Raw genomic sequence first — 25,901 nt, 5'->3', positions numbered from 1 at the left:
CCGGCCGGCGGCCCCCTGCCGCCGGCCCCGCGATGGCTCCATGGTGCGCCCGCCGCGCCCCCCGTGGAGAAATGGGATTCAACCTGTGGATTACTGGCCTGTTGTGGACAACTCCGTCACCCGGAAGTGGTTTCCCGAGAGCACCCCGTACTGCTCCCGCACTTCCCGGTAACGCAGCAATTCCGCCGCCAGCGGCTCCAGCACCCGCGCCCGCCCGCAGTCGGCCGCCGCGTCGGCCATCCGCCGCTCCGCGGCCTGGCCGTGCCGCCGGGCCGGGCCGCGGGCCGCGAACCGGCTCACCCGGGTGAGCAGCGGACCGCCCAACGCGCCCACGGCCAGCAGCGCGGGCGGCAGCCACCACGGCAGCCGCAACGCGCCCGCCGCCGTCACGACCCCCGACGCCAGCGCCACCGTCGCGAGCAGCGCCAGCAGCCACTGCGCCGTACCGACCACCGTCCACCACCGGGGACGCAGCGGCTCGTCCGGCGCCACCCGCTCCACCGTCGCGTCCAGCGCCTCCGGGAGCGTGCGGCCACCGCGGCGCGCGGCTTCCCGTACCGCCTGCGCCCAGGGAGCGGGCAACCCCTCGACGGCCTCCGCCGCGACCGCGCGCACCGCCTCGTCGACCGACGCGCGGGACGCCGACAGCGCCGGACGGCGGCCGTCGAGGATGCCGTCGCGCAGACCGGCGCCGCGTCCGCGGCGCAGCCGCCGCCACGGGGTGCCGCACGCCTCCTCGGCGGCCCTGGCCCAGGCGCGCTCCGCCGCCCGGCCCGCCGCCGCGGCGCCCACGGCGTGGGCGAGGCTCGCCGTGAAGTCCTCGCGGGACCGGTCGGTGAGCCCCGTCATCCCCTCGGCGACGTACAGCGGGCGCAGCCGCTCGGCGAGCCCGTCCACGTCCGCGGACAGCCGCCGGCTCGCGGCCGCGCGCTCCGCCACGACCTGGCCGATGGCCGCCCGCAGCTCCGGCACGCCGTCACCGTTCAGCGCCGAGGTGGCCAGCACCATGGCGCCGTCCTCGCCGTGCTCGCCGACGGCGAGCCCGTCGTCGTCGAGCAGACGCCGCAGGTCGTCCAGGACCTGCTCGACGGCCTCCTCCGGGAGCCGGTCGATCTGGTTGAGGACGACGACGGTCACGTCGGCGTGCCCGGCCAGCGGCCGCAGGTAGCGCTCGTGCAGCGCCGCGTCCGCGTACTTCTCCGGGTCGAGCACCCACACGATCACGTCGACGAGCTTCAGCACCCGGTCCACCTGGTCGCGGTGGGCGGTCGCCGCCGAGTCGTGGTCCGGCAGGTCGAGCAGGACCAGGCCGGCGGGCCCGTCGTCCGTCCGTTCCGCCCCCTCGTCCAGGACGCTGTGCCGGGCGAACCGCGCCTTGGGCCCGATGCCGAGCCGGTCCAGCAGCCCGGAGGCGCCCCGGGGGTCCCAGGCACAGGCGACCGGCGCCGAGGTGGTGGGCCGGCGGACGCCGATCCGCGACAGTTCCAGACCGGTCAGCGCGTTGAACAGGGACGACTTCCCGCTGCCCGTCGCCCCCGCCAGCGCCACCACCGTGTGGTCCGCGGAGAGCCGGCGCCGGTCGCCGACCCGTTCCAGCAGTTCCCCGGCCCCGTCGAGCGCCTCGTGGCTCACGCGGGTGCGCGACAGCCCGAGCAGTTCCGACAGGGCGTCCACCCGCTCTGTGAGCACCTGATCACCTCTCCTGGAGTCCGTACGACTTCTGCACGACCGAAAGCTCCGCGATCAGCGACGCCTGCTGGGCCGCCGTCACATCCAGCGCGTCCACCGGGAGCACCCGCAGTTCCCGCTCCGCGTCGAGCACCTCGCCGACGAGCCGGTCCAGCTCCTCGCGCGCCCGGTCGCCCGCCCGCAGCGCCGCCTGCGCGCCGACGAGGGAGGCGAGCTGCTCGCCCGCGACCGTGCCCTTGCGGCCGCCGAGCACGGCGACCGCGATCAGTGCCGCCGCGTGCTGCGGGTCGACGCCCTCCGCACTGCCGCGCACCGACTGGTGCGCGAGGCGGTTCACCGTGAACCCCCAGGTGTCGACGGCGTCCTCAATCCGCTCGGCGGCGTCGTCGGCGGCCGCCTCCGGGTCGGCGTCCTCCGTCAGGACGGCGCCCGCACGGTCGCCGCGCCAGGCGTCGAGGGTCCGCTCGTCCGCCGCCGCGACCTCGGTCCGCAGCTGGACCGCCAGGCTCTCGGCGAGGGCGCACAGCAGGGCCGCGGGGCCGCAGTCGGGGTAGCCGCGCCAGCTGGCCAGGGCGTCCCCGGCGAGCAGCGCCCCGGCGCCGACGGCCTCCTGCACGCGCGACTCGGCCTCGTCGTAGGCGTTGTCCACGTGGCGGGTCAGACGTACCGCGGCGGCGTGCTGCGCGGCCGAGGCGCCGGCCAGTTCCGGGAGCCGGTTGCCGAGCGAGCCCAGCACCCCGGTCACGGTGCGCCGTGCCGCCTGGTGCCGCGCGGCCGGGTCCTCGGCGCAGTGCGCGAGCCAGCTGCCGAGCGCCGCCACCGCCGTGTGCGGCAGCAGCCCGCCGGCCCCCGCGGACTCGGGCAGTTCCGGGACGGTGAACCGCGGCACGTCCCCGAGCCCGGCCCGGGTCAGCAGGGCCGCGTAGTGCTGCGAGACGTCCTCGGCGATCTGGTGCGGCACCCGGTCCAGGACGGTGGCCAGGGTGACGTCGTACTCCTTGGCCGTACGCAGCAGGTGCCACGGCACGGCGTCGGCGTAGCGCGACGCGGTGGTCACCAGGATCCAGATGTCGGCCGCGCAGAGCAGTTCGGCGGCGAGCTCGCGGTTGCGGGAGACGAGGGAGTCGATGTCGGGCGCGTCCAGCAGGGCGAGCCCGCGCGGCAGCGTGTCGTCGGTCTCCAGGCGCAGCCACAGCCTGGTCTCCTCCGCCTCGCGCTCCTCGTCGTTCCCGTCCGGCCTCTCCTCCCCGTCGGCGTCGGCCGCGGTCCTGGGTCGCGGTGCCCAGGCCCGGGCCAGGCCCGGCAGCACCCGCGGATCGGCGAACCACGCGCGGTCCTGGGGGTGGCACACCAGCACCGGTGTGCGCGTCGTGGGGCGCAGCACGCCCGCGTCACTCACCCGCCGCCCGATCAGCGAGTTCACGAGCGTGGACTTCCCCGCTCCCGTCGAACCGCCCACCACGGCCAGCAGCGGCGCTTCGGGCGCCTTCAGCCGGGGCACCAGATAGTCGTCGAGCTGTGCCAGCAGCTCTTGACGTGTGCGGCGGGCCCGCTCGGCTCCGGGAAGGGGGAGGGGAAAGCGCGCGTCCGCGACGCGGTCGCGCAGCGCCGACAGCGCGTCGAGGAGTTCGGGCCGTACATCCAAGATCGCCACAGTGGCAGAATGCCCCATTTTGGTGGGTTTTTGAAGCGTATTCCGCCTAGTTCACATCTTTCGGCCCGCAAGAAGACCGGAACGGGACAGAAGGGCCGGAAGAGACACCGGCATAACGAGTGCACAACAGCCGTCGACTGAGGCGCCAAAACTGGTGCGACATTCGCACCTGCCTGCGATTATCAGACCGCTTCACCGAACCTACACAACGTGTCATGAAGGCGAAGCAACCGGCCGCACATCAGCCGCGCCCTATCCTTGTCCCCGGCAAGGTCACGGAACCGTCGACACAAGGGGCGGGTTCGGTCGCGGCCAACGTCCGGCCCCCGTAGCTCAGTGGATAGAGCAGGCGCCTTCTAAGCGCTTGGCCGCAGGTTCGAGTCCTGCCGGGGGCACCCACTGCGCCCCTCCACATGGAGGGGCTTTTTGCTGGTCAGGGCCCCCGTGATGGCGCCCGAGTCGACACTGACCCTCCTTGGAGATCTTGGGAAGGGTACGACGCTGTCCGGCTGTCTCCGGGTTTCTGCGGGTGGCTGCGGACAATGCGCGGACACGTCCTGTGTGGGCGGCACCCTGTTGTTCAGCCAGGCGGCCAGAGAGGCGTGCCGCGGTCTGACAGCCCGCGGCCACCGCCGGGCCAGCGCCGCTGCGCGGACGGCTTCGAACCGCCGACATCTGCCGTGCGCAAGGACAGGGAGCGCCGTTACAGCGACACCGCGTAGATATGCCCGTCCTCGCTGCCCGCGTACGCCACTCCGTCTGCTACGACCGGAGGGTACACGCGCCCCCCAGTCACGAATTTCCACACCTGACGTCCGGTGCGGCCGTCCATGGCGTACAGGTGCTTGTCACCACTGCCCAGGTAGACGACACCGCTGGCCACCACCGGCTGGAGCGTCATGATGTCGTGGTGCGTGAACAGCCATCTCTCCCGGCTGGTACGCGTGTCCAGGGCGCGGAAGGTGCTGTCCTTGTCGCGGTGCTCCTCCGCCGCGGACACGTAGACCATGTCCTTGGTGACGATCGGAGGATTGAGGTCGCTACCCGTGTCGTCATTGATGGTGTACTTCCACTCGTGCCGACCGTTGGAGGCATCGAAAGCGTGAAGCGCGACGGCGTCGTCCGTCTCCTTGCTGAAGGCACAGACCCTGCCGCTACCGCTGCTGCCGGGCTGCCCCACCATCTCGCTTCCGGTGAACTTCCAGCCCACTCGCCCTGTGGCCGCGTCCAGGGCGTGCAGCCCGCGCAAGCTCTGCGTCAACACCCACCTGCCGACGACAAGCAGTGCCGGGTCGGGGAACATGTCGGGCTCAGCCGTCCACTTCGGCTCACCGGTCGCCGCGTCCAAGGCCTGGAGATTCCGCATGCCGGCTACGAAAACCGCGCCGTGGCCGACCGCTACCGCAGGACGGGGCGTGTCGGTCTCGAACGTCCAAAGCCGACGGCCGTCGGCCGCGTCCTTGGCCTCCAGGGTGATGTGCGACCTTCCGCCCGCGATCGTGCTCCTGGTGACGAGATACGCGACGCCGTTCCTGACGATCGGCCGCGGCCAGATACTGGGAGATTCCCAGAGTGGCTCCCCCGTGGCCGCGTCCAGGGCTTTGGTGCTGCCCTGCGAGTCCTCCTCGCTCAGGTACAAGATTCCATCGGCCACGGTCGGGGCCGGGTACGTGTCCGCGCGTGTGGTGACCTTCCATCGCTGTTGACCGGTGCCGGCGTCCACCGCGTACAGGTGGTTGTCCTTGCTGACGGCGTACACCAGCCCCTTGGCCGCGGCCGGCGTCCCGATCACGGCACCGCCGGTCGCGAACCTCCAACGCTCGTGGCCTTGTCCGCTGTCCTCCTTGAACACGGACCAGCCGGCAACAGCCGCGCTCGCCACCGCGGCGCCCGCGAGCCCGAGAATGACCCGCCGCCGGGACATGCCCGAGGGGGCACTTCGGGGCAGCGCTCGCTCGCGCGCGTCCGGGCCAGCGGCGCCGTGGCCGTCCGGTGCACCGCTCACCGACTGGGCGGCCGCGCGGGACTGCACGGTGTGGGCGATCGCCATGGGCAGCCAGCCGATGTCGGTGAACACTTCGGTGGCCTCAGGGCCGCTTCCGTTGAGTTCAGTCAGTTCGCGCAACAGCGACGACACCGAGGGGCGTTCACCGGGTTCTTTCGCCAGGCACCAGGCCAGTACGGGGCGAAGCCGGGACGGCACGGCATCCAGGTCCGGTTCCTCGTACACGGCGCGGTAGCCGACTTGGGGCATCGACCCCGTCCCGAACGGCCCATCGCCGGTCACCGCGAACACCAGCACGGCGCCGAGGGAGAACACGTCGCTCGGTGTGCCCACCGGATCGCCCTTCAGTTGCTCCGGCGACATGAACCCCGGCGTCCCGAAGACCTGACCGTCCTGAGTCAGCACGCTCGATCCGCTGACCGTGGAGATCCCGAAGTCGATCAGCCGTGGCCCGTCCTCGGCAAGGAGCACATTCGACGGCTTGAGGTCGCGATGGATCACACCGGCCGTGTGTATCGATTCCAGCGCCTCCGCAAGACCGGCGGCCATGGGATAGGCCGATGCCTCGGGCAGCGGGCCGTGCTCGGCGAGGGCGTCCCGCAACGAGACGCCCTGCACGTAGGCGGTGGCGAGCCAGGGCGGAGACCCCTCCGGGTCGGCGTCGACCACGGCAGCGGTGAAGGCTCCGCTCACCGCACGGGCCGAGGTCACCTCGCGGGCGAAGCGACGCCTGAATTCCCAGTCCTCGGCCGACTCGGGACGGAGGACCTTCACAGCGACCTGCCGTCCGCCACGGGAGACCCCCAGGTAGACGATCCCCATCCCGCCTGCGCCGAGTCGTGCCACGACCCGGTACGGACCCACCCACTGCGGGTCTGCTGCCGTTAGCGCCAGCATCAACAACCTCCGCGGTGCCACGCCTTTGTGAACGCATCATGATCCCCGACGGCCCGCGACACGTCGTCAGAAACGGGCGGGGCGGCATCGCTTTGTAGCAACTCTGTTGCACAGAAAGGAGTTTCGGAGCACGAGTGGTCGATTTGAGCGCTTTGCGCGGGACGACGCGACGCGACGCGACGCTAGGCTCGTCCGCTCGGCAAGGCGCCGGCCCGGGCGCCCCGCTACCGCCCGGTGCGCTGTGTGAGCGCCGCCAGCTGCCGGTCGTGCACCCGGCTGAGCAGCGGGGAGAGCATGGCCCCGATCAGGGCGCAGAACATGTCTCACTGGCTGTCCCAGACGTCCCCCGCGTGGCGAGGAACGCGTCCGCGGAGTGCCCACCGATCAGTGCGGCCCACCACCCCAGCCGTTCGAAGAACGCGCTGAACGCCAGGCAAGCGCAGACGGTGAGCGGCGCGAGCCACTGGCTGCCGCGCAGCGAAGACGTGCGGATCAGCAGCTCCCGGACCACACGGCGGGCACCCCGGCCACTCACGGTCGACCCGCGCCGCCCCGGAGCCGGACAGTCGGGGCAGCGCGGGTGGCCGACAGCGCCGCCAGATCACACTTGGTCGTCCAGCCCTGTGAGGTCCTGCGCGCCTTCCAGTCGCATTTGGAGGTCCTTGAGCTGTCCGGTGATGCACCGGGCGTAGATGGCCAGGAGGACCGGCACGCTGTTGCCTGCCCATTCGGCGACCTGTGCGGGTGGCACGCCGTTGTTCAGCCAGGTGGTGAGGCAGGTATGCCGCAGGTCATAGACGCGTTTGCCAAGCGGGGACGTCTGCTCGTACTTGGTCAGGACCGCCATGCGGGCTTTGCCCCACGCGCGCCGGAAGACCGACCCCGCCAGCTTGCCGCCGTACTGTCCCTGGAACAGCAGGTCACTGGGCTTCAGCCCCTTGACCGCGATGTGTTCACGCAGGATCGCAGTGAGCGCAGGGTGGCAAGGAACGTTGCGGGTGTCTCCCTGCGCCCGGCCCTTGAGATGTCGTTCGTCGTGGATCTTCCCCGAGTCGGTCCAGTGCCTCCCTACCTCTGGGGTCGCGGTGTGGAAGATCAGTTCTCCCCACTGATCTGCGGCGTCCTCGACCGGCAGGATCGCATCCCCGACATGCATCGCCACCAGCCAGTTCGCGGTTGTTGGCGCCGACCAGCCGCCAGCCGACCGCGGCGACCGGCGCCCCGGCCCGGTCGTGCCGGTCGTGCCGGTCACCGCGGTCGTCACGACCGCAGCGGTCCTGGCCGTCGGGTCCGGCTCCCCTGTCGGGTCTCGCCGTACGCGACGAGCCCTCCGAGGAGGGCCCGGGGTCCTCCGGGCTCCCCGGTCCCGCAGGCGATGAGGCCTGTGGCAGGTACCTGCCACCAACATGAGCCGACATGTACAGAACGCGTGGCCGGACCATGGCGGCCGACCTCCCTCCCCTTCGCGCTGTTGTGCCCCAGGCCGAAAGACGTCCTCAGGCGGCACTGACAGTCGCGGCCCATGAGGGGGCTGCGCTCACGGAAGAGTGAAGGCCGAACGGAGAGAAGATGAACGAAACGTGCAGGTCCACGCGAGGTAATCGGGATCAGGGCATCGGTGACGCTCCGCACCGGAAAGAGGGCGCCAGGCGGGCGGTCCGACACGGAACGCCCCCGCGCAACCGCCCAGGGCGACCGGGACGGTCCGTCAGATGAAGGGACCCACCCGGGGTCACCGCACGTACGTGACGCTTTTCCGCCATTTCGCCGCTACCTGGCGGGTGTCGGGGGTGTATGCGGAACCTTCACGGAATCCGACTCCTGCCCGCACGGCGACGTCCTCGGCGCGAAGCGCTCCCGGGTGCACCGTCGTTCGCCGGGTTGGCGGGCAGACCCGTCCCCTGCCACCACCGGTCCCGGCCGGGCGCCCGCGTGCACTGCGCGCCGTCCCGCCGGACGGACCCCGCGGTCACATGCCGCGGGGTCCGGAAGGCGAAACGGAGTCACCGGTCACCGGAGGGGAAGGCGGAGCGTGCCACGCGCTCACCCTCGGCGGCAGGGCGCGCCAGCGGTCAACTCGCCTTGCGCAGGACCTCGGTGACCTTGCAGTCGATCTCACCGGAGGCCGGGTCGCTCCCCTGCGCGCTCGTCTGCGCCTCGTCCCCCGCGGTCAGGCCGGTCGCGGTCGCGACGGCCTGGGCGATGCGCCGTCCGCCGCCGTCCACGAACTCGATGCGCACCTCGTAGTCGGAGGTCTGCGAGCTGTGATTGGTGAGGGTCACCTCGGCAGTCGGCAACTTGCTGAAGTCGGCGAGGCCGCACGAGGTGACCTTCGCGTCACCCGGGGCCGGCTTCCCGCCGCCGCCCTCGACCGGGGACGCGCTGACCGCGGAGGAGTCACCCCCCGAACCGCCCTTGTCGTCCCCGGTCTTGAGGGCGAAGGCGACGCTGCCCCCCACGACGATGACGATGGCGACGATCCCGAAACCGATAATCTTCCCCGCCCCCGTCTTCTTCGGCGGCCGGCTCCAGTCCGGCTCCTGGGGCGGCGGGTAGTGGCCCGGTGGCGATGCGTGCGACGACTGAGACATGGTGAACCCCCTGAGGCTCGGTTGTGAAGACACCGTGACAGAGCTTCACCATGCGCGCAGAGACAAAAGCTGTCTGTAATGTTGCCGTGACCCATCCGGTATAGATCATTCCTGATAGGTCTGCGCCAAGGGTCCGATCGGGCGGCCCGGAGCACCTCGGGGGTCCGCGGTCCCGCCCGGCCGGGCCCCACCGCCGGTTGGCCGACGAGGCGTTGGGCCTCGCCGGCCACCGGCTCGGTGGGAAGCGGCGGGACGACGGAACGGACGCCGTCGCCGTCCTTCGGCCGGGGAAGGACCCCGGAGAGGCCGGTCAGCCGGTCAGACCGCGGCGCGTCAACAGCGGCTCGATGCGCGGCGCACGGCCCCGGAAGCCCTCGAACGCGGCCATCGGGTCGACGCTGCCCCCGCGGGAGAGCAGCTCGCGGCGGAAGGTGTCGCCGTTCTCGCGCCGCAGGCCGCCGTTCTCCTTGAACCACTCCACGGTGTCCGCGTCGAGCACCTCGCTCCAGATGTACGAGTAGTACCCGGCGCTGTAGCCGTGGGCGAAGATGTGCGCGAAGTAGGTGCTGCGGTAGCGCGGCGGGATCGCGGGCAGCGCGAGCCCGGCCTCCTTCAGGGCGGCGGCCTCGAACTCCTCAGCGTCGCCGGGGTCGTGGCCGGCCGGGATGGTGTGCCAGGCCCAGTCGAGGACGGCGGCCGCCAGGTACTCCACCGTGCGGAAGCCCTGCCCGAACCGCTCCGCGGCCTCCATCCGGGCCACGAGTTCGGCGGGCATGGGCTCGCCGGTCTCGTGGTGGCGGGCGTAGTGGGCCAGCACCTGCGGCCAGGTCACCCACATCTCGTTGACCTGGGAGGGGTACTCGACGAAGTCGCGCGGGACGGCCGTGCCGGAGAAGAAGGGGTGCCGGACGTCGGAGAACAGGCCGTGCAGGGCGTGGCCGAACTCGTGGAAGAGGGTGTTGACCTCGTCGTAGGTGAGCAGCGCGGGCTCGCCGGCGGCGGGCTTGGCGACGTTGAGGTTGTTGACCACGACGGGCTTGCGGCCGTAGAGCGCGGACTGGTCGACCAGGCTGTTCATCCAGGCGCCGCCGCGCTTGGAGGCGCGGGCGAAGTAGTCGCCCAGGTAGAGGCCGAGGGGCGAGCCGTCGGCGTTGAAGACCTCGAAGACCCGGACGTCGGGGTGGTAGCCGGCGAGGTCGGCGCGCTCGGTGAAGCTCAGACCGTAGACCTGGCCGGCGGCGAAGAAGACGCCGTCCTTGAGGACCCGGTCCAGCTCGAAGTAGGGGCGCATGGCGGCGGTGTCGATGTCGTACTCCGCCTTGCGGACCTTCTCCGACCAGTACGTCCAGTCCCAGGCGGAGAAGTCCTCCAGCCCGGAGGCGGCGGTCAGGGCGGCGGCCTCGCGCTCGGCGTTGGCGACGGCGGGCGGGACCAGACGGGCGAGCAGCGAGGTCACGGCCTCGGGGGTGCCGGCGGTCTGGTCGGCGACGACGTACGCGGCGTGGTTCTCGTAGCCGAGCAGGGCGGCGCGCTCGGCGCGCAGCCGGGCGATGCGGGCGGTGAGTTCGCGGTTGGAGGTCAGGCCGCGGCCGAGCGAGGCCTCCAGCAGACGGCGGCGCAGGGCACGGTCGTCGAGCGAGGCCAGTTCGGACTGGTTGGAGAAGTTCTTCAGGCTGAGGACGTACCGGCCGTCGTGGCCGAGGGCCGTGGCGTTGGCGGCCGCGGCGGCGACGGCGTCGGCGGAGAGCCCGGCCAGTTCGTCGGCGCCGTCGAGGACGAGGGCGGCGGCCTTGGTGTCGGCGAACAGGTTCTGCTCGAAGGCGGTGGAGGCTTCCGCGATCTCCGCGTTGAGCGCCCTCAGGCGCTCGCGGCCCTCCTCGGTGAGTTCGGCGCCCGCGCGGACGAAACGGGTGTGGTAGCGCTCCAGCAGCCGCAGCGCCTCGGCGTCCAGGCCGAGTTCCCGGCGGCTCTCGTACAGCGCCTTGACGCGGCCGTAGAGGACGGGGTCGAGGTGGATGGCGTCGGCGTGGGCGGCGAGGGCGGGGTTGATCCTCGCCTCGATCTCCTGGATGCCAGGACCGGTGTCGGCGCTCGCGCGGTTGAAGAAGACCTTCGACACGCGGTCCAGCAGGTCTCCGGAGCGCTCCAGGGCGACGATCGTGTTCTCGAAGCCCGGTGGTTCGGGGTTCGCAGCGACGGCCTCGGTCTCGGCGAGCTGCTCGGCCATCCCCTGCTCGAAGGCGGGGAGGTAGTGCTCCTCGCGGATGTCGGCGAAGGGCGGCAGCTCGTACGGGAGGGTGCTCGGGCTGAGGAAGGGATTCGTCGAGGTCACGCCACCGACCTTACGCCCGGTGCCTGCCGCCCGGACGTGGCCTTCCCTAGGATGCCCGGATGGCAGCTACGCGTACGGACGGCCGGGTGGAGCGCGGCAACCAGACCCGCCGGCTGGTGCTGGACCGCACCATGGCGATCGCCTCGGTCGAGGGTCTGGAAGGTCTGTCGCTGGGCCGGCTGGCGACCGAACTCGGGCTCAGCAAGAGCGGGGTGTTCGCCCTGTTCGGGTCGAAGGAGGAGCTGCAGCTCGCCACCGTGCGGGCGGCCCGCGAGGTGTACATCCGGCAGGTGGTGGAGCCGTCGCGGGAGCTGCCGGCGGGGCTGGCCCGGGTGTGGCGGCTGTGCGAGTCGTGGCTGGACTACTCGCGGCGGCGGGTGTTCCCGGGCGGCTGCTTCCTGCTGGCGGTGTCGGCGGAGTACGACGCGCGCAGCGGGCCGGTGCACGACGTGGTCGCCCAGGCCCGGCTGGAGTGGACGACCTACGTCGAGATCACCCTCGAGAAGGCCCGGCGGACGGGACAGCTGTGCGCCGACGCCGACATCCCGTTGCTGGCCTTCGAGCTGATCGCGCTGCTGGACACCGGCAACCTGCAGTCGGTGCTCTTCGACGACGTCGCGGCCTACACCCGGGCGGGCACCGCCATCCTCAACCGTCTGAGGGCGGTGGCCGACGCGGACGCGGCCGAGGGGGAAGTCCCCCCGCTGCCTGCCCGGTTCGAGGGCTGAGGGGCGCGGCTTCCCGCACCCGGACGGTTCCTCCGACAATCGGGGAGGCCGGTCATGCATCCGCCACGTTTGTCACCGTTACGCGGGCTTCGCGTCACAGATGATCAACAGCCCCTTCCGCCCTTGATCGCATGTCGTTGTCCCGGCGAGGCCGGCCACCCCCCGAGGCCGGCGCATGGGAGGTGCGTGGGAGATGACGGACCGGACCCTCTGGTCGTACGCCGAGATCGCCGCTCACATCCGGGTGCAGGTCGACACCGTGCGCTCGTACCGCAAGCACGGGCACTTGCCGCCCCCCGACATCGTGGAGGGCGGCAAGCCGTTCTGGTACGCGGACACCATCCGCCTGTGGAGCTCCCGGCGCCCCGGGAACCGCGGACGCCAGGAGTTCGGCTGACGTCGGCCCGGCCGCCGCTCAGCCCGAGCGGGCCGGCTCCGGCTCCGGGTCCGGTACGGGCTCCTCCCGTACAGGGGCCCGGCCGGGGCCCTCGCCCTCGCTCAGCCCGAACCGGTCGTGCAGCGCCCTCAGCGGCCGCGGCGCCCACCAGGTGGCCCGTCCGCTCAGCCGCATCACGGCGGGCACGAGCAGGGTGCGCACCACCATCGCGTCCATGAGGACGGCGAGTGCGATCCCGAGGCCCAGCATCTTGGTGTTGGCGATCCGCGAGGTGCCGATGGCCACCATCACCACCGCCAGGATGACCGCGGCCGCCGTGATGAGCCCGCCGGTGCGGCGCACCCCGAAGACGACCGCCGCACGGTGGTCACCGGTCCGGTCGTGCTCCTCCTTGATGCGCGACAGGAGGAAGACGCCGTAGTCCATCGAGAGTCCGAAGGCGACGCAGAACATCAGCACCGGCAGTGTGGTCTCGATGCTGCCCGTCGCGGTGAAGTCGAGCAGACCGGACAGGTGACCGTCCTGGAACACCCACACCACCGCCCCGAACATGGCGGTGAGGCTCAGCGCGTTGAGCAGCACGGCCTGCAGCGGGATGACCGCGCTGCCGGTGAGGAGGAAGACCAGCACCCAGGTCACCGCGGCGATCAGGGCGGCCGCCCACGGCAGGCGGTCGGCTATGACGTCCTTGGTGTCGACCAGCTGGGCCGCGGTGCCGGTGGCGGAGACCTTGAAGGGGGCGTCGACCGCCCGGATCCTGCCGACGAGGTCCTGGCTCGCCTCGTCCACCGACTCCGCCTCGGGCAGCACGGTGAGGTACGCCGCGCCGTCGGTGGCCCTGGCCGCCTCGGCCGGGCCGGGCTCGGCGGTCCGCCGGCCCTGCGCGTACTGGCCGGCCGGGCCGTCGACGACCACCACTCCGGGCAACGCGGAGAGCCTGCCGCTGTAGTCGCCGAGCTGGGCCTCGGTGGGACGGCCCTCGGCGAGCACGGTGATCTCTCCGCCGGGGTTGCCGGGGAACCCGTCGCGTATGTGCTGCTGCACGACGTGCGCCTCGGCCGTCGCGGGCAGCTGGCGGTCGTCGGCGGTGCCGAACTGCACCTGCAGGAAGGGCAGCCCGAGCAGGACCAGCCCGGCGACCGTGCCGATCGCGAACAGCGGGGCACGGCGCATCACCAGGCGGGCGAGCCGCGCGTAGCCCGCGCCCGGCTCCCGTCCGGCCTTCCCGCTCCGCCGGCGCGACAGGAGACGGCGCAGGTCGAGGGAGTTGACCCGGTGGCCGAGCACCACCAGCGCGGCGGGCAGGATCACCAGCGCGGCGGCGGCCGCCAGCAGCACCACGGCGATGCCCGCGTACGCGAACGAGCGCAGGAAGTACTGCGGGAACAGGAACATCGCGGAGAGCGCGGCGGCCACGGTGAGGGCCGAGAAGAGCACCGTGCGCCCGGCCGTGCGCAGCGTGGCGCCCACGGCGGTCAGCGGGTCGGCCCCGGTGTCCAGCTCCTCCCGGAAGCGCCGCACGATGAACAGGGCGTAGTCGATGGCGAGTCCGAGACCGAGGGCCGTCGTGAGGTTCTGCGCGAAGATCGAGACGTCCGTGAACGTCGTGATGCCCCGCAGCACGGCGTTGGTGCCCAGGATCGCCACGACGCCGACGCCCAGCGGCAGTACCGCCGCGACGGCGCTGCCGAACACCATGATGAGCAGCAGGAGGGTGATCGGCAGCGCGATGAGCTCGGCGCGGGCCAGGTCCTCCTGGATCGTGGTCTGCAGGTCGTGCCGGAACGCGGCCATGCCGCCGACCTTGACCTCCACCGCGCCGTGCCGTCCCCGGTATTCGGGGGCGATGCGCTCGACGGCCGCGGCGACGGCGTCGTCGTCGCCGCCGATCCGCGCGACGATCATGGCCTCGCGGCCGTCCTCGGCGCGCAGCGCGGAGGCCCGGGTCGTCCAGTACGAGGTGACGCCGGCGATGTCCTCGTCCGCCGCGAGCCGGCGACCGAGCTCCCGTCCCTCGGCCGCCACCTCCGGGGAGTCCACACCGGCGCCACGGCCGTCGACGAGGAGGATCAGATTGGGCTGCGAGTCCGGGAAGTACCTCTCCAGCGCGTCCGCCGCGTAGGCCGACTCCGAGCCGGGGGCTTCCCATCCGCCGCTGCGCAGCCGGTCCGCGACGCCGCTGCCCGCGACCACGGCGAGGGCGGTGAACAGCAGCGCCAGCAGCAGGGTGAGGCGAGGACGGGCGGTCATCGCCCGGGTCCAGCCCCCCGGCGGGCGCTCACGGTTGACATCCGACATGACAGAGGTGTCCCCTCCCCTGAGGAACCGCCGTAAAATGGCGAACACGAGCGATCACTCGCGTTTCTTCAGAATGTGAGCGACCACTCGCGTTTGTCAAACATGATTGGGGATTACACGTGCCTGAGGAGCAGAAGCCTCGACGCCGGCAGGCCCGCGGCGAACGGCGCGTGGCGCAGCTGCTGGAGGCCGCGGCCGACGTGTTCTGCAAGGTGGGCTACACCGCGGCCACCACGAACGCGATCGCCCGCGAGGCGGGCGTGTCCCCTGGCACGCTGTACCAGTTCTTCCCGAACAAGGAGGCCATCGCCATCGAGCTGGGCGGCATCCTCAACCAGCGGATGCGCGAGGGGCACGGGGAGCTGTTCACCCCCGAGAACGCCTCGCTGCCGCTGCGCGAGATGCTCGAGGTCATCGTCGCCCCCATGATCGAGTTCAACTGCCAGAACCCCGCCTTCCTCGCCCTGGTCCACGACAGCGACATCCCCGGCACGGTCGTCATGGAGCACGACACCCTGCACACCTCCCTGCTGGAGCGCGTGGAGACCCTGCTCGGCCTGCGCGCGCCCACCCTTTCGGCCGCCGAGCGGGCGCGGGTGGCCGCGATGGCCTTCGGCCTGTTCAAGGCGGGCCTGGCCCTGGTCCTGGCGCACGAGGGCGCCGAGCGGGACGCGTACATCGGCGAGGTCAAGGCCGCGCTGTACGGCTACCTCGCCCCGCACGTCGGCACCGGTGCCGTCGCCATCACGGAAGCCGTCGGCACCCCCGCCGCGACCCCCTGAGACCGGGACCGGCACGGCCCCGCTCCCCCGGCGGCGCGCCTCAGCCCCGCAGCGCCCGGTCCGCCGGCTTCCCCTGCGGGGCGTCCCCCTCCGGCTCTTCCGTCCCGGGGGACGCGGCGCCGCCCGAGGCCACCACGCGTCCGGGGGACGTCGCACCCGCCGGGGCCGAACGGCGCCCGGAGAGCATCTGCGCCACGCTGCCGATTCCGGCCACGGCCAGGGAGACCCCGAGGCCCAGCGCGACGGCGTACAGCGAGTTGGACATGGCGAGGCCGCCGAAGTAGCCCAGGCCCACCGAGTACGTCGCCCAGACCGCCTCCGCCACGCCCGCGCCGATCAGGTAACGGCGGGCCGGGTAGCGCACGATGCCCGCCGAGAGGCCGCCGACGACCCGCCCGCTGGGCAGGAACCGGACGCCGATGACGAACGGGATCCCGTGCCGCTGTATCCGGACGCTGGCCCACTCCAGCAGCGCACGGCGCCGCGGCCGCCGGTAGAGCCGGGTCAGGACCCGGCCGCTGACGGCGCGGCCGGTGCGGTGGATCAGCAGGTCGCCCAGGAGGGCGCTGCCGGCGACGACCAGCAGGACCAGGGCGATGTCCAGCCGTCCCTGGGCGGCCAGCACGCCCCCGGTGACCAGGAGCGCCGCGTTGGGCACCAGCGGCGGCGCGGTGGTGGCAGCGAGCACCGCGTACGCCCAGATGACGTGGCCGTCCCGCAGGTACCCCTCGAGGCCCGCGGTGAAGTCCAGGGCCGACACGATCCGTGCAACGTCCATCCGGCCGCCCCTCTTCCCGCCCCGGCCCGTCCCCCGTCTCCCGTCCCAGGCCTCAACGCTGGCAGGGCCGCGATGGAGGGGGCAAGGCGATTTCGCCGGGATCGGGGCATTCCCAGGGTTTTCCCGGGGGCGCCTCATCCTCAGGTACGGGGCCGCAGCGACCGGCTGTGGCGCGGGGAGTACGCCCGGCGTACTCCCCGCGGGACGCACGTGCGCCAGCTCAGCGGCCGAGCAGTTCGCCGCCGTTGCACTGCAGGATCTCCCCGGTGATGAAACCCGCCTCGGGGGAGGCGAGGAAGACCACCGCGGAGGCGACGTCCTCGGGCGTCCCGACCCGGCCGACCAGGGTCCGGCCGGCCCTGCGGGTCAGCTCGGCGGCGTCCAGCCGGGCGCCGAAGAACTCGGTGCCCGCCACGGTGCCCGGGGCGACGATGTTGCAGGTCACGCCGCGCGGGCCGAGCTGGGCCGCCAGGGAGTGGTTCCAGGCGTGCAGGGCGGCCTTGGAGGCCCCGTAGGAGCCCCCGCCGCGCAGCGCGGCCACCGAGGTGACGGTGATGACCCGGCCGCCCTCGGGGAGCCGGTCACGTACGGATTCGGTCACCAGGACGGCGGTGAGGACGTTGCGTTCGAAGTCGCCGCGCCAGCGGGCCAGCACCCCGTGCGGGCCCGCCCCGATCGCGAGTTCCCGGCTGCCCGCATTGTTGACCAGGACGTCGATGCGCCGGGGCAGCCGGTCGAGGGTCGCCTCCACGTCGTCGGGGTCGGCGAGGTCGCAGACGACCGGGGTGACGTCGTAACCGTGCTGGGAGCGCAGCTCGTCGGCGGTGGCGCGCAGCACCTCGCGGCGCCGGCCGACGATGGTCACATGGTCGCCGGCCTCGGCGAAGAGGGTGGCCACCGACCGGCCGATTCCCGTTCCCCCGCCGGTCACCACGACGTGCCGGCCCACACTTGCGTTCTGCGACATCACGCTCCGCTCCTCGAGGAGGAACAGCACGTTACGGGACGGGGGCTTCGCGACCGGCACGGGGGTCTGCCATGATGCGGATGGCGTAGGAGATGCGTAGCCGAGACCGAGATCACACTGGCTGGAACGTAACCTTTTGGTTTACGAGGGGGTCTAACCCGGCGAAGACACCGGGCTCCCGGCGGACTCGGTGAGATGATGAGCGGGTTGTCTTTGGGGGACAGCCCGGTCGCCATGCCGGGGCGAACTGCCCGGAGAGCTTTGAGCGGCCCTCCCGGGTGCTTGGTCCCGGCTGGGCGAGCGCACCCAAAGAACGCCCGGTACGGACCCGTGGGGGGATCCGCTCCGGGAAACAGGAGCGCCCCGTGCCGAACCCGTGGGGGGATTCGGCGCGGGGCGTTTCTCTGTGTGCGGGGCGCTCGCGTCAGCGGGCCTCGACCGGGACGTAGTCCCGCTCGACGATGCCCGTGTAGACCTGGCGCGGACGGCCGATCCGGGAACCCGGCTCGGTGATCATCTCGTGCCACTGGGCGATCCAGCCGGGGAGCCGGCCGAGCGCGAAGAGCACCGTGAACATCGTGGTCGGGAAGCCCATGGCCCGGTAGATCAGGCCGGTGTAGAAGTCGACGTTCGGGTACAGGTTGCGCGAGACGAAGTAGTCGTCGCTGAGGGCGTGCTCCTCGAGCTTCAGCGCGATGTCCAGCAGCTCGTCGGACTTGCCGAGGGCGGAGAGCACGTCGTGGGCGGCGGCCTTGATGATCTTCGCCCGGGGGTCGAAGCTCTTGTAGACCCGGTGGCCGAAGCCCATCAGGCGGACGCCGTCCTCCTTGTTCTTCACCTTGCGGATGAAGGCGTCCACGTCGCCGCCGTCGGCCTGGATGGCCTCCAGCATCTCCAGCACGCTCTGGTTGGCGCCGCCGTGCAGCGGGCCCCACAGGGCGTTGATGCCCGCGGAGATCGACGCGAACAGGTTGGCCTGCGAGGAGCCGACCAGGCGGACGGTGGAGGTGGAGCAGTTCTGCTCGTGGTCCGCGTGGAGGATGAGGAGCTTGTCCAGGGCGTCGACGACGACCGGGTTGAGCTCGTACTCCTCGGCGGGCACGGCGAAGGTCATCCGCAGGAAGTTCTCGACGTAGCCGAGGTCGTTGCGCGGGTAGACGAAGGGGTGGCCGACCGACTTCTTGAAGGCGTACGCGGCGATCGTCGGCAGCTTGGCGATGAGCCGGATCGTCGAGAGGTAGCGCTGCTTCTCGTCGAACGGGTTGTGGCTGTCCTGGTAGAAGGTCGACAGCGCGCTGACCACGGAGGACAGCATCGCCATCGGGTGGGCGTCCCGCGGGAAGCCCTGGAAGAACCGTTTGACGTCCTCGTGGAGGAGCGTGTGCTGCGTGATGTCGCCGCGGAAGGCGGCGAGCTCGTCGACGGTGGGGAGCTCACCGTTGATGAGAAGGTACGCGGTCTCCAGGAAGGTGCCGCGCTCGGCGATCTGCTCGATGGGGTAGCCGCGGTAGCGGAGGATTCCCTGCTCGCCGTCGAGGTAGGTGATCGCGGACTTGTAGGCCGCGGTGTTGCCGTAGCCGCTGTCCAGGGTGACCAGGCCGGTGTTGGCGCGCAGCTTGCCGATGTCGAAGCCGTTGTCCCCAACGGTGCCCTCGATCACCGGGTAGCTGTACTCGCTGTCCCCGTACCGCAGTACTACAGAGTTGTCGCTCACGTCATTCCCTCACCGACGTCGTGCCTCTTCTTCGAGGTTGGTAGGTGCCCTGACTACCCCTACTGTCCCCCATTTGGCGTGGCCACGTGCACTCGGGGTCGGTCGGGGAGCCGAATGATGGCACCCAGTGCCTATTTTGCCGCCCGCGCCAGCCGGTGGTCGAGTGCCGTGAAGCGTCTGCCTGCGGAGACGGTGCGCACCGCCTGGCCGATCGCCTTGCGCGAACCCACGAGCACGACCAATCGCTTTGCCCGGGTAACGGCGGTATACAGCAGGTTCCGCTGGAGCATCATCCACGCCCCGGTGGTGACAGGGATCACCACGGCGGGATACTCGCTGCCCTGTGACCGGTGGATCGTCACCGCGTAGGCGTGCGCCAGCTCGTCCAGCTCGTCGAAGTCGTAAGGAATCTCCTCGTCCTCGTCGGTCAGTACGGTGAGCCGCTGCTCCACGGCGTCCAGGGAGGTGACGACCCCCACCGTTCCATTGAAGACTCCGTTGGCGCCTTTTTCATAGTTGTTCCTGATCTGCGTCACCTTGTCGCCCACACGGAAGGTGCGGCCACCGAAGCGCCGCTCCGGCAGGTCGGGGCGGGCCGGGGTGACGGCCTGCTGCAGCAGGCCGTTCAGCACGCCGGCGCCCGCGGGGCCGCGGTGCATGGGGGCGAGCACCTGGACGTCACGGCGCGGGTCGAGGCCGAACCGGCGCGGGATGCGGCGGGCCGCCACGTCCACCGTGAGCCGGGCAGTCTCCTCGCCGTCCTCCTCCACGAAGAGGAAGAAGTCGTCCAGCCCCTGGGTGACCGGGTGCGCTCCGGAGTTGATCCGGTGCGCGTTGGTCACCACGCCGGACTCCTGGGCCTGCCGGAAGATGCGGGTCAGCCGGACCGACGGGACCGGGCCGCCCTCGGCCAGCAGATCGCGCAGCACCTCGCCGGCACCGACGCTGGGCAGCTGGTCGACGTCACCGACGAAGAGCAGGTGGGCCCCCGGAGGCACGGCCTTGACCAGCTTGTTCGCCAGCAGCAGGTCGAGCATCGAGGCCTCGTCGACGACGACCAGGTCGGCGTCCAGGGGCCGCTCCCGGTCGTACGCGGCGTCTCCGCCCGGCTTGAGCTCCAGCAGCCGGTGGACCGTCGAGGCCTCGGCCCCGGTGAGCTCGGCCAGCCGCTTGGCCGCCCTGCCGGTGGGCGCGGCCAGTACGACCTTGGCCTTCTTCGCCCGCGCCAGGGCAACCACGGACTTGACGGTGAAGGACTTGCCGCAGCCCGGGCCGCCGGTCAGCACGGCGACCTTCTCGGTGAGCGCCAGCCGCACCGCCAGCTGCTGCTCGGGGGCGAGGTCCGCGCCCGTCCGCTCGGCGAGCCAGGTCAGCGCCTTGTCCCAGTCCACGTCACGGAAGCCGGGCATCCGGTCCTCCGTGCCGCGCAGCAGCCGCAGCAGCGAGCCGGCCAGGGAGATCTCCGCCCGGTGGAAGGGCACCAGGTAGACCGCGCGCACGGGGTCGCCACCGCCGTCGGGGGCGGGCACGGGCTCGATGACCACGCCCTCCTCGCCGGCCAGCTCCGCGAGGCAGTCGATGACCAGACCGGTGTCCACCTGGAGCAGCTTCACGGCGTCCGACAGCAGTTGCTCCTCGGGCAGGAAGCAGTTGCCGCTGTCGGTCGCCTGCGACAGGGCGTACTGGAGACCGGCCTTGACGCGCTCGGGGCTGTCGTGCGGGATGCCGACGGCCCGCGCGATGCGGTCGGCGGTGAGGAAGCCGATGCCCCAGACGTCGGCCGCCAGCCGGTAGGGCTGGTTCTTCACCACGGAGATCGAGGAGTCCCCGTACTCCTTGTAGATCCGCACCGCGATCGAGGTGGACACACCGACGCCCTGGAGGAAGACCATGACCTCCTTGATCGCCTTCTGCTCCTCCCAGGCGGCGCCGATCAGCTTGGTGCGCTTGGGGCCCAGGCCCGGGACCTCCACCAGCCGCGCGGGCTCCCGCTCGATGACCTCCAGGGTGTCGGTGCCGAAGTGCTCGACGATCCGCTCGGCGATCCGCGGGCCGATGCCCTTGATCAGCCCGGAGCCGAGGTAGCGCCGTATGCCCTGGATCGTGGCCGGGAGGACGGTGGTGTAGTTCTCCACGGTGAACTGCTTGCCGTACTGCGGATGGGAGCCCCAACGGCCCTCCATGCGCAGCGACTCGCCCGGCTGGGCGCCGAGCAGCGAGCCGACCACGGTCAGCAGATCGCCGGCACCGCGGCCGGTGTCGACCCGGGCGACCGTGTACCCGTTCTCCTCGTTGGCGTACGTGATCCGTTCGAGGACGCCCTCGACGACGGCCAGTCTCAACTCCCCCACGGCGCGGGCCACCTCCCCGGATCTGCGATGTGATCCGACGGTACCGCCCGGCCCCGACAGGCCGCCGAGGGCTGTGGACAACTCCGCCCGACGGGGTCCCGGAATGTAACGATCCGGTTTCGTGCTCTTGCCCTGGAGCATGTAATCGATTCCAATCCTCTTTGTAATCGATTCCACGAGGAGGTGGGACGGGTGGCGAGCATCAAGGACGTGGCATCACGCGCGGGTGTCTCCGTCGCGACGGTCTCCCGCGTGCTCAACGACCACCCGGCGGTCCGCCCGGGCACCCGCAGCCGGGTGCTGGAGGCCGTGGCCGAGCTCGGCTACCGGCCCAACGCGGTGGCGCGCTCGCTGCGCACCGACCAGACCCGGACCCTCGGCCTGGTCATCAGCGACGTGCTGAACCCCTTCTTCACCGAGCTCGCCCGCTCGGTGGAGGACGAGGCCAGGGCACTGGGCTACAGCGTGATCATCGGCAACGCCGACGAGCGGCCGGAGCAGCAGGACCACCACATCCGCACGCTGCTGGACCGCCGCATCGACGGGCTGCTGGTCAGCCCCACCGACGGCGGTTCCCCGCTGATCCTGGACGCGGTGCTCTCCGGCACCCCGATGGTCTTCGTCGACCGCTGGATCCCCGGCGTCGGCAACGACGTCCCGGTGATCCGCACCGACGGCTGCGACGCGGTGCGCGACCTGGTGGCCCACCTCCACGGCCTGGGCCACCGCCGGCTGGCGATCATCGCGGGCCCCGCCGCGACCACCACGGGCCGCGAGCGGGTGCGGGCCTTCCGTGAGGCGCTTGCCGCCTTCGGTCTGGAGCTGCCCGACGAGTACATAGGCCAGGGCGACTTCCAGGCGGACAGCGGCCGCAGGGCCACCGCCCGCTTCCTGGACCTGCCGGTCCCGCCCGACGTGGTCTTCGCCGCGGACAACCTGATGGCGCTCGGCGCCATGGACGAGATCCGCGCCCGCGGCCTGCGCGTGCCCGACGACATCGCGCTCGCCGCCTTCGACGACATCCCGTGGTTCCTCCACACCGATCCGCCGATCACCGCCATCGCCCAGCCCACCGGCGAGCTCGGCCGGGCGGCCGTGCGCTCGCTGATCGACCGGGTGGAGGGCAGGCCGGCGCCGTCGGTCACCGTGTCCGCCCGTCTCGTTGTCCGCCGCTCCTGCGGCGCGTCCGAAGGGAGTTCCCGTTGAGCACGAGCAGCCCCGAGCTCCTCCGCATGGAGGGCGTCCGTAAGGTCTTCCCCGGTGTGGTGGCCCTCGACGGCGTCGACTTCGACCTGCGCGGAGGCGAGGTGCACGTCCTGCTCGGCGAGAACGGCGCGGGCAAGAGCACCCTGATCAAGATGCTCTCCGGCGCCAACCGCCCCGACGGGGGCCGGATCCTCGTCGACGGCGCGGAGGTGCGCATCCATGGTGCGCAGGACGCCGAGAAGCTGGGCATCGCGACCATCTACCAGGAGTTCAACCTCGTCCCGGCGCTGAGCGTCGCCGAGAACATCTTCCTGGGCCGCCAGCCGCGCCGACTCGGCCTGGTGAACCGCAAGCAGATGAACGCGGACGCCGCCGCCCTGCTGGCCCGGGTCGGCGTCGACGTCGACCCGCGCACCCCGGTCTCCGAACTGGGCATCGCCCGCCTGCAGATGGTGGAGATCGCCAAGGCGCTCAGCCTGGAGACGCGCGTCCTGATCATGGACGAGCCGACCGCGGTGCTCACCAGCGAGGAGGTCGACAAGCTCTTCCGGATCGTGCGCAAGCTGCGCGAGGACGGCGTCGGCATCGTCTTCATCACCCACCACCTGGAGGAGATCGCCGCGCTCGGCGACCGCGTGACCGTCCTGCGCGACGGCCGCAGCGTCTCCCAGGTGCCCGCGAGCACCCCCGAGGACGAGCTGGTCCGGCTGATGGTGGGCCGCAGTATCGAGCAGCAGTACCCGCGCGAGCGCGCCGAAGCGGGCGCGCCCCTGCTGCGGGTCGAGGGCCTCACCCGGGGCGGCGTCTTCCACGACGTGAGCTTCGAGGTGCGGGCCGGCGAGGTCGTCGGCCTGGCCGGGCTCGTCGGCGCCGGGCGCACCGAGGTCGTCCGCGCGGTCTTCGGTGCCGACCCGTACGACTCCGGGACGGTCGAGGTGCTGGGCAAGCGGCTGCGCCGCCACGACGTCAACGCCGCCATGGACGCGGGCATCGGCCTGGTGCCGGAGGACCGCAAGGGCCAGGGCCTGGTGCTGGACGCCACCATCCAGGAGAACCTGGGTCTGGTCACGCTCGGCCGGTCCACCCGCGCCGGGTTCGTCGACCGGGCCGGGCAGCGCAAGGCGGCCGACCGGATCTCGGGGCAGCTCAAGGTCCGCATGGCCGGGCTCCACCAGCACGTGCGCACCCTGTCGGGCGGCAACCAGCAGAAGATCGTCATCGGCAAATGGCTGCTGGCCGACACCAAGGTGCTCATCCTCGACGAGCCGACCCGGGGCATCGACGTCGGCGCCAAGGTCGAGATCTACCAACTCGTCAACCAGCTCACGGCCTCCGGCCACGCGGTGCTGATGATCTCCAGCGACCTCCCCGAGGTGCTGGGCATGAGCGACCGCGTCCTGGTGATGTCCCAGGGCCGGATCGCCGGTGAACTCCCCGCGCACGAGGCCACCCAGGACTCCGTCATGGCCCTGGCCGTCGGCACAGCGCCCGCCGAGGGCGGCAACACAACAGCAACGAAGGATGTGGAGGGCTCCCGTGGCCACTGACACGATCAAAAGCAGTACGGACACGGGCGGCGTCGCCGCGGCGCGCCGTGTGCTCCTCAACAACGGCGCGCTCAGCGCCCTGGTGGTCCTGCTGGTGGCACTGTCGTTCCTGTCGGGCGACTTCCTGTCCACGCAGAACCTGCTCAACGTCGGCGTCCAGGCGGCCGTCGTCGCCATCCTCGCCTTCGGCTCCACCTTCGTGATCGTGGCGGCCGGCATCGACCTGTCGGTGGGCTCGGTCGCGGCGCTCTCCGCGACGGTGCTGGCCTGGAGCGCGAGTTCGGCGGGCCTGCCGGTGTGGCTGGCGGTCGTGCTGTCCGTCGCCACGGGTGTGGCCAGCGGTCTGCTGAGCGGCCTGCTGATCTCCTTCGGCAAGCTGCCGCCGTTCATCGCGACCCTCGCCATGCTGTCGATCGGCCGCGGCCTCACCCTGGTCATCTCCCAGGGCAGCCCCATCGCCTTCCCCGACTCCGTCTCCCACCTGGGCGACACCATCGGCGGCTGGCTGCCCGTCCCGGTCCTGGTGATGATCGTCGCGGGCGCCGCCACGGCGATCATCCTCGGCCGCACCTACATAGGCCGCGCCATGTACGCGATCGGCGGCAACGAGGAGGCGGCCCGCCTCTCCGGCATCCGCGTCAAGCGCCAGAAGATCATCATCTACGCGCTGTCCGGCCTCTTCGCGGCGGTCGCGGGCATCGTGCTCGCCTCCCGTCTCGCCTCGGCGCAGCCGCAGGCCGCCTACGGCTACGAGCTGGACGCCATCGCGGCGGTCGTCATCGGCGGCGCCAGCCTCTCCGGCGGCGTCGGCAAGGCGTCCGGCACCCTGATCGGCGCGCTGATCCTCGCCGTCCTCCGCAACGGCCTCAACCTGCTGTCGGTCTCCGCCTTCTGGCAGCAGGTCGTCATCGGCGCGGTCATCGCGCTGGCCGTCCTGCTCGACACCCTGCGCCGCCGCGCCTGACCGTGCCGCGCGCACCACAGACCCCCCTCCTCTTCTCCGCACCGCACCAGCAAGGAACCACCATGCGCACCAAGCTCATCTCCGCCACCACCGTCGCCGTCGCCGCCCTGGCGCTCACCGCGACCGCCTGCAACTCCGGCTCCGGCTCGTCCTCCGACGTGAAGGTGGGCCTGTCGGTCTCCACCCTCAACAACCCGTTCTTCGTGCAGCTGAAGGAGGGCGCGCAGGCCGAGGCGAAGAAGGAGGGCGTCGACCTGACCGTCACCGACGCGCAGAACGACGCGTCGCAGCAGGCCAACCAGCTGCAGAACTTCACCAGCCAGAACGTGAAGTCGATCATCGTCAACCCGGTGGACTCCGACGCGGCCGGTCCCTCGGTGAAGGCCGCCAACAAGGCCGGCATCCCCGTCGTCGCGGCCGACCGCGGCGTCAACAAGGCCGAGCTCGCCACCACCGTCGCCTCCGACAACGTCGAGGGCGGCCGGCTCGCCGCCAAGACCCTGGCCGATTCGCTGGGCGGCAAGGGCACCGTCGTGGTCCTCCAGGGCACCGCCGGCACCTCCGCGGCCAACGAGCGCGGCCAGGGCTTCAACGAGGGCATCAAGGCCTACCCGGGCATCAAGGTCGTGGCCCAGCAGGCCGCCGACTTCGACCGCACCAAGGGCCTGGACGTCATGACCAACCTGCTGCAGGCCCACTCCGACGTCACCGGCGTCTTCGCCCAGAACGACGAGATGGCCCTCGGCGCGATCAAGGCGCTCGGCGACAAGGCCGGCAAGTCGGTCAAGGTCGTCGGCTTCGACGGCACCCCCGACGGCCTCACCGCGGTCAAGGCCGGCACCCTGACCGCCTCCGTGGCACAGCAGCCGAAGGAGCTCGGCAAGCTGGCCGTGCAGAACGCGGTGAAGGCCGCCAAGGGCGAGAAGCTCGGCAGCCTGGTGAAGGTTCCGGTCAAGGTCGTCACCGAGAAGAACGTCGCCGACTTCTCCTCCTGACAGACC

The 25,901-nt window shown here is 71.6% G+C and carries 16 protein-coding genes, 1 tRNA gene and 3 pseudogenes; 8 read left to right on the top strand and 12 right to left on the bottom strand.

What is annotated here, in order from left to right:
- Window positions 1–90: 90 nt before the first annotated feature.
- Together PV410_RS06275 and PV410_RS06270 are read right to left on the bottom strand one after the other, a co-directional pair.
- On the bottom strand, window positions 91–1,689 hold the full coding sequence (locus PV410_RS06275) for a GTPase (RefSeq protein WP_500322842.1): 1,599 nt from the start codon (window positions 1,687–1,689) through the stop codon (window positions 91–93).
- Window positions 1,690–1,693: 4 nt separating this feature from the next.
- Complete coding sequence (locus PV410_RS06270; RefSeq protein ID WP_500322841.1) at window positions 1,694–3,361, bottom strand: dynamin family protein; 1,668 nt, start codon at window positions 3,359–3,361, stop codon at window positions 1,694–1,696.
- 304 nt (window positions 3,362–3,665) lie between these two features.
- Between PV410_RS06270 and PV410_RS06265 the strand changes: the two genes are divergently transcribed.
- Window positions 3,666–3,738 (top strand) — tRNA-Arg (locus PV410_RS06265).
- Window positions 3,739–4,046: 308 nt separating this feature from the next.
- On the opposite strand, the gene PV410_RS06260 is transcribed toward PV410_RS06265, so the two are convergent.
- The 5 genes and pseudogenes from PV410_RS06260 to PV410_RS06240 all read right to left on the bottom strand — a co-directional run bounded on the left by PV410_RS06260 (window position 4,047) and on the right by PV410_RS06240 (window position 11,168).
- Window positions 4,047–6,245: a protein kinase domain-containing protein gene (locus tag PV410_RS06260; protein ID WP_500322840.1), complete on the bottom strand. Its 2,199-nt coding sequence runs from the start codon at window positions 6,243–6,245 to the stop codon at window positions 4,047–4,049.
- Between the two features lie 224 nt (window positions 6,246–6,469).
- A pseudogene (locus tag PV410_RS06255) lies at window positions 6,470–6,756 on the bottom strand (DUF2238 domain-containing protein); the annotation flags it as partial.
- A gap of 90 nt (window positions 6,757–6,846) precedes the next feature.
- Window positions 6,847–7,509, bottom strand: coding sequence for a site-specific integrase (locus tag PV410_RS06250; RefSeq protein ID WP_500322839.1), 663 nt, complete (start codon window positions 7,507–7,509; stop codon window positions 6,847–6,849).
- Between the two features lie 808 nt (window positions 7,510–8,317).
- The gene (locus PV410_RS06245) at window positions 8,318–8,836 is read right to left on the bottom strand and encodes an FxLYD domain-containing protein (RefSeq protein ID WP_500322837.1); all 519 of its coding nucleotides are present in this window, start codon (window positions 8,834–8,836) and stop codon (window positions 8,318–8,320) included.
- Window positions 8,837–9,146: 310 nt separating this feature from the next.
- Window positions 9,147–11,168: a M3 family metallopeptidase gene (locus PV410_RS06240; protein ID WP_500322836.1), complete on the bottom strand. Its 2,022-nt coding sequence runs from the start codon at window positions 11,166–11,168 to the stop codon at window positions 9,147–9,149.
- 59 nt (window positions 11,169–11,227) lie between these two features.
- Here PV410_RS06240 and PV410_RS06235 point away from each other — a divergent pair, with 59 nt between their 5' ends.
- Together PV410_RS06235 and PV410_RS06230 are read left to right on the top strand one after the other, a co-directional pair.
- Window positions 11,228–11,896 carry a TetR/AcrR family transcriptional regulator gene (locus tag PV410_RS06235; protein WP_500322834.1) on the top strand — a complete coding sequence of 223 codons (669 nt, stop codon included), beginning with the start codon at window positions 11,228–11,230 and terminating at the stop codon, window positions 11,894–11,896.
- A 193-nt stretch (window positions 11,897–12,089) separates the two neighbouring features.
- Window positions 12,090–12,293 (top strand): MarR family transcriptional regulator, encoded by a 204-nt coding sequence (locus tag PV410_RS06230; protein WP_499511963.1) that lies wholly within the window; start codon window positions 12,090–12,092, stop codon window positions 12,291–12,293.
- An 18-nt stretch (window positions 12,294–12,311) separates the two neighbouring features.
- Here PV410_RS06230 and PV410_RS06225 read toward each other — a convergent pair whose 3' ends face one another.
- Complete coding sequence (locus PV410_RS06225) at window positions 12,312–14,591, bottom strand: MMPL family transporter (RefSeq protein WP_500322833.1); 2,280 nt, start codon at window positions 14,589–14,591, stop codon at window positions 12,312–12,314.
- A gap of 119 nt (window positions 14,592–14,710) precedes the next feature.
- Between PV410_RS06225 and PV410_RS06220 the strand changes: the two genes are divergently transcribed.
- A complete protein-coding gene (locus PV410_RS06220; protein ID WP_500322831.1) occupies window positions 14,711–15,373 on the top strand; it encodes a TetR/AcrR family transcriptional regulator in 663 nt (220 codons plus the stop codon).
- Between the two features lie 40 nt (window positions 15,374–15,413).
- On the opposite strand, the gene PV410_RS06215 is transcribed toward PV410_RS06220, so the two are convergent.
- The 4 genes from PV410_RS06215 to recD2 all read right to left on the bottom strand — a co-directional run bounded on the left by PV410_RS06215 (window position 15,414) and on the right by recD2 (window position 21,324).
- A complete protein-coding gene (locus PV410_RS06215) occupies window positions 15,414–16,151 on the bottom strand; it encodes a DedA family protein (RefSeq protein WP_500322830.1) in 738 nt (245 codons plus the stop codon).
- A 220-nt stretch (window positions 16,152–16,371) separates the two neighbouring features.
- On the bottom strand, window positions 16,372–17,118 hold the full coding sequence (locus tag PV410_RS06210; RefSeq protein WP_500322829.1) for an SDR family NAD(P)-dependent oxidoreductase: 747 nt from the start codon (window positions 17,116–17,118) through the stop codon (window positions 16,372–16,374).
- Window positions 17,119–17,542: 424 nt separating this feature from the next.
- Entirely contained in the window at window positions 17,543–18,832 is a 1,290-nt protein-coding gene (locus PV410_RS06205) for a citrate synthase (RefSeq protein ID WP_500322828.1), read from the bottom strand.
- Window positions 18,833–18,963: 131 nt separating this feature from the next.
- Window positions 18,964–21,324: an SF1B family DNA helicase RecD2 gene (gene recD2 / locus PV410_RS06200; protein WP_500322827.1), complete on the bottom strand. Its 2,361-nt coding sequence runs from the start codon at window positions 21,322–21,324 to the stop codon at window positions 18,964–18,966.
- A 51-nt stretch (window positions 21,325–21,375) separates the two neighbouring features.
- Here recD2 and PV410_RS06195 point away from each other — a divergent pair, with 51 nt between their 5' ends.
- From PV410_RS06195 to PV410_RS06180, 4 genes and pseudogenes are all read left to right on the top strand, one after another.
- Window positions 21,376–22,389: a LacI family DNA-binding transcriptional regulator gene (locus PV410_RS06195; protein ID WP_500322826.1), complete on the top strand. Its 1,014-nt coding sequence runs from the start codon at window positions 21,376–21,378 to the stop codon at window positions 22,387–22,389.
- Between the two features lie 26 nt (window positions 22,390–22,415).
- A complete protein-coding gene (locus PV410_RS06190; RefSeq protein ID WP_499516839.1) occupies window positions 22,416–23,936 on the top strand; it encodes a sugar ABC transporter ATP-binding protein in 1,521 nt (506 codons plus the stop codon).
- Window positions 23,926–24,897, top strand: a pseudogene (locus PV410_RS06185) (ABC transporter permease); the annotation flags it as partial. The gene PV410_RS06190 and the pseudogene PV410_RS06185, both read left to right, overlap by 11 nt.
- Before the next feature lie 134 nt (window positions 24,898–25,031).
- Window positions 25,032–25,895, top strand: a pseudogene (locus PV410_RS06180) (D-ribose ABC transporter substrate-binding protein); the annotation flags it as partial.
- Window positions 25,896–25,901: the final 6 nt, after the last annotated feature.

The organism is Streptomyces sp. PA03-5A, from assembly GCF_033792725.1.
Lineage (GTDB): Bacteria > Actinomycetota > Actinomycetes > Streptomycetales > Streptomycetaceae > Actinacidiphila.
Note: the sequence above shows the minus strand (reverse complement) of the source record. Positions and strands in the feature narration are given on the sequence as shown.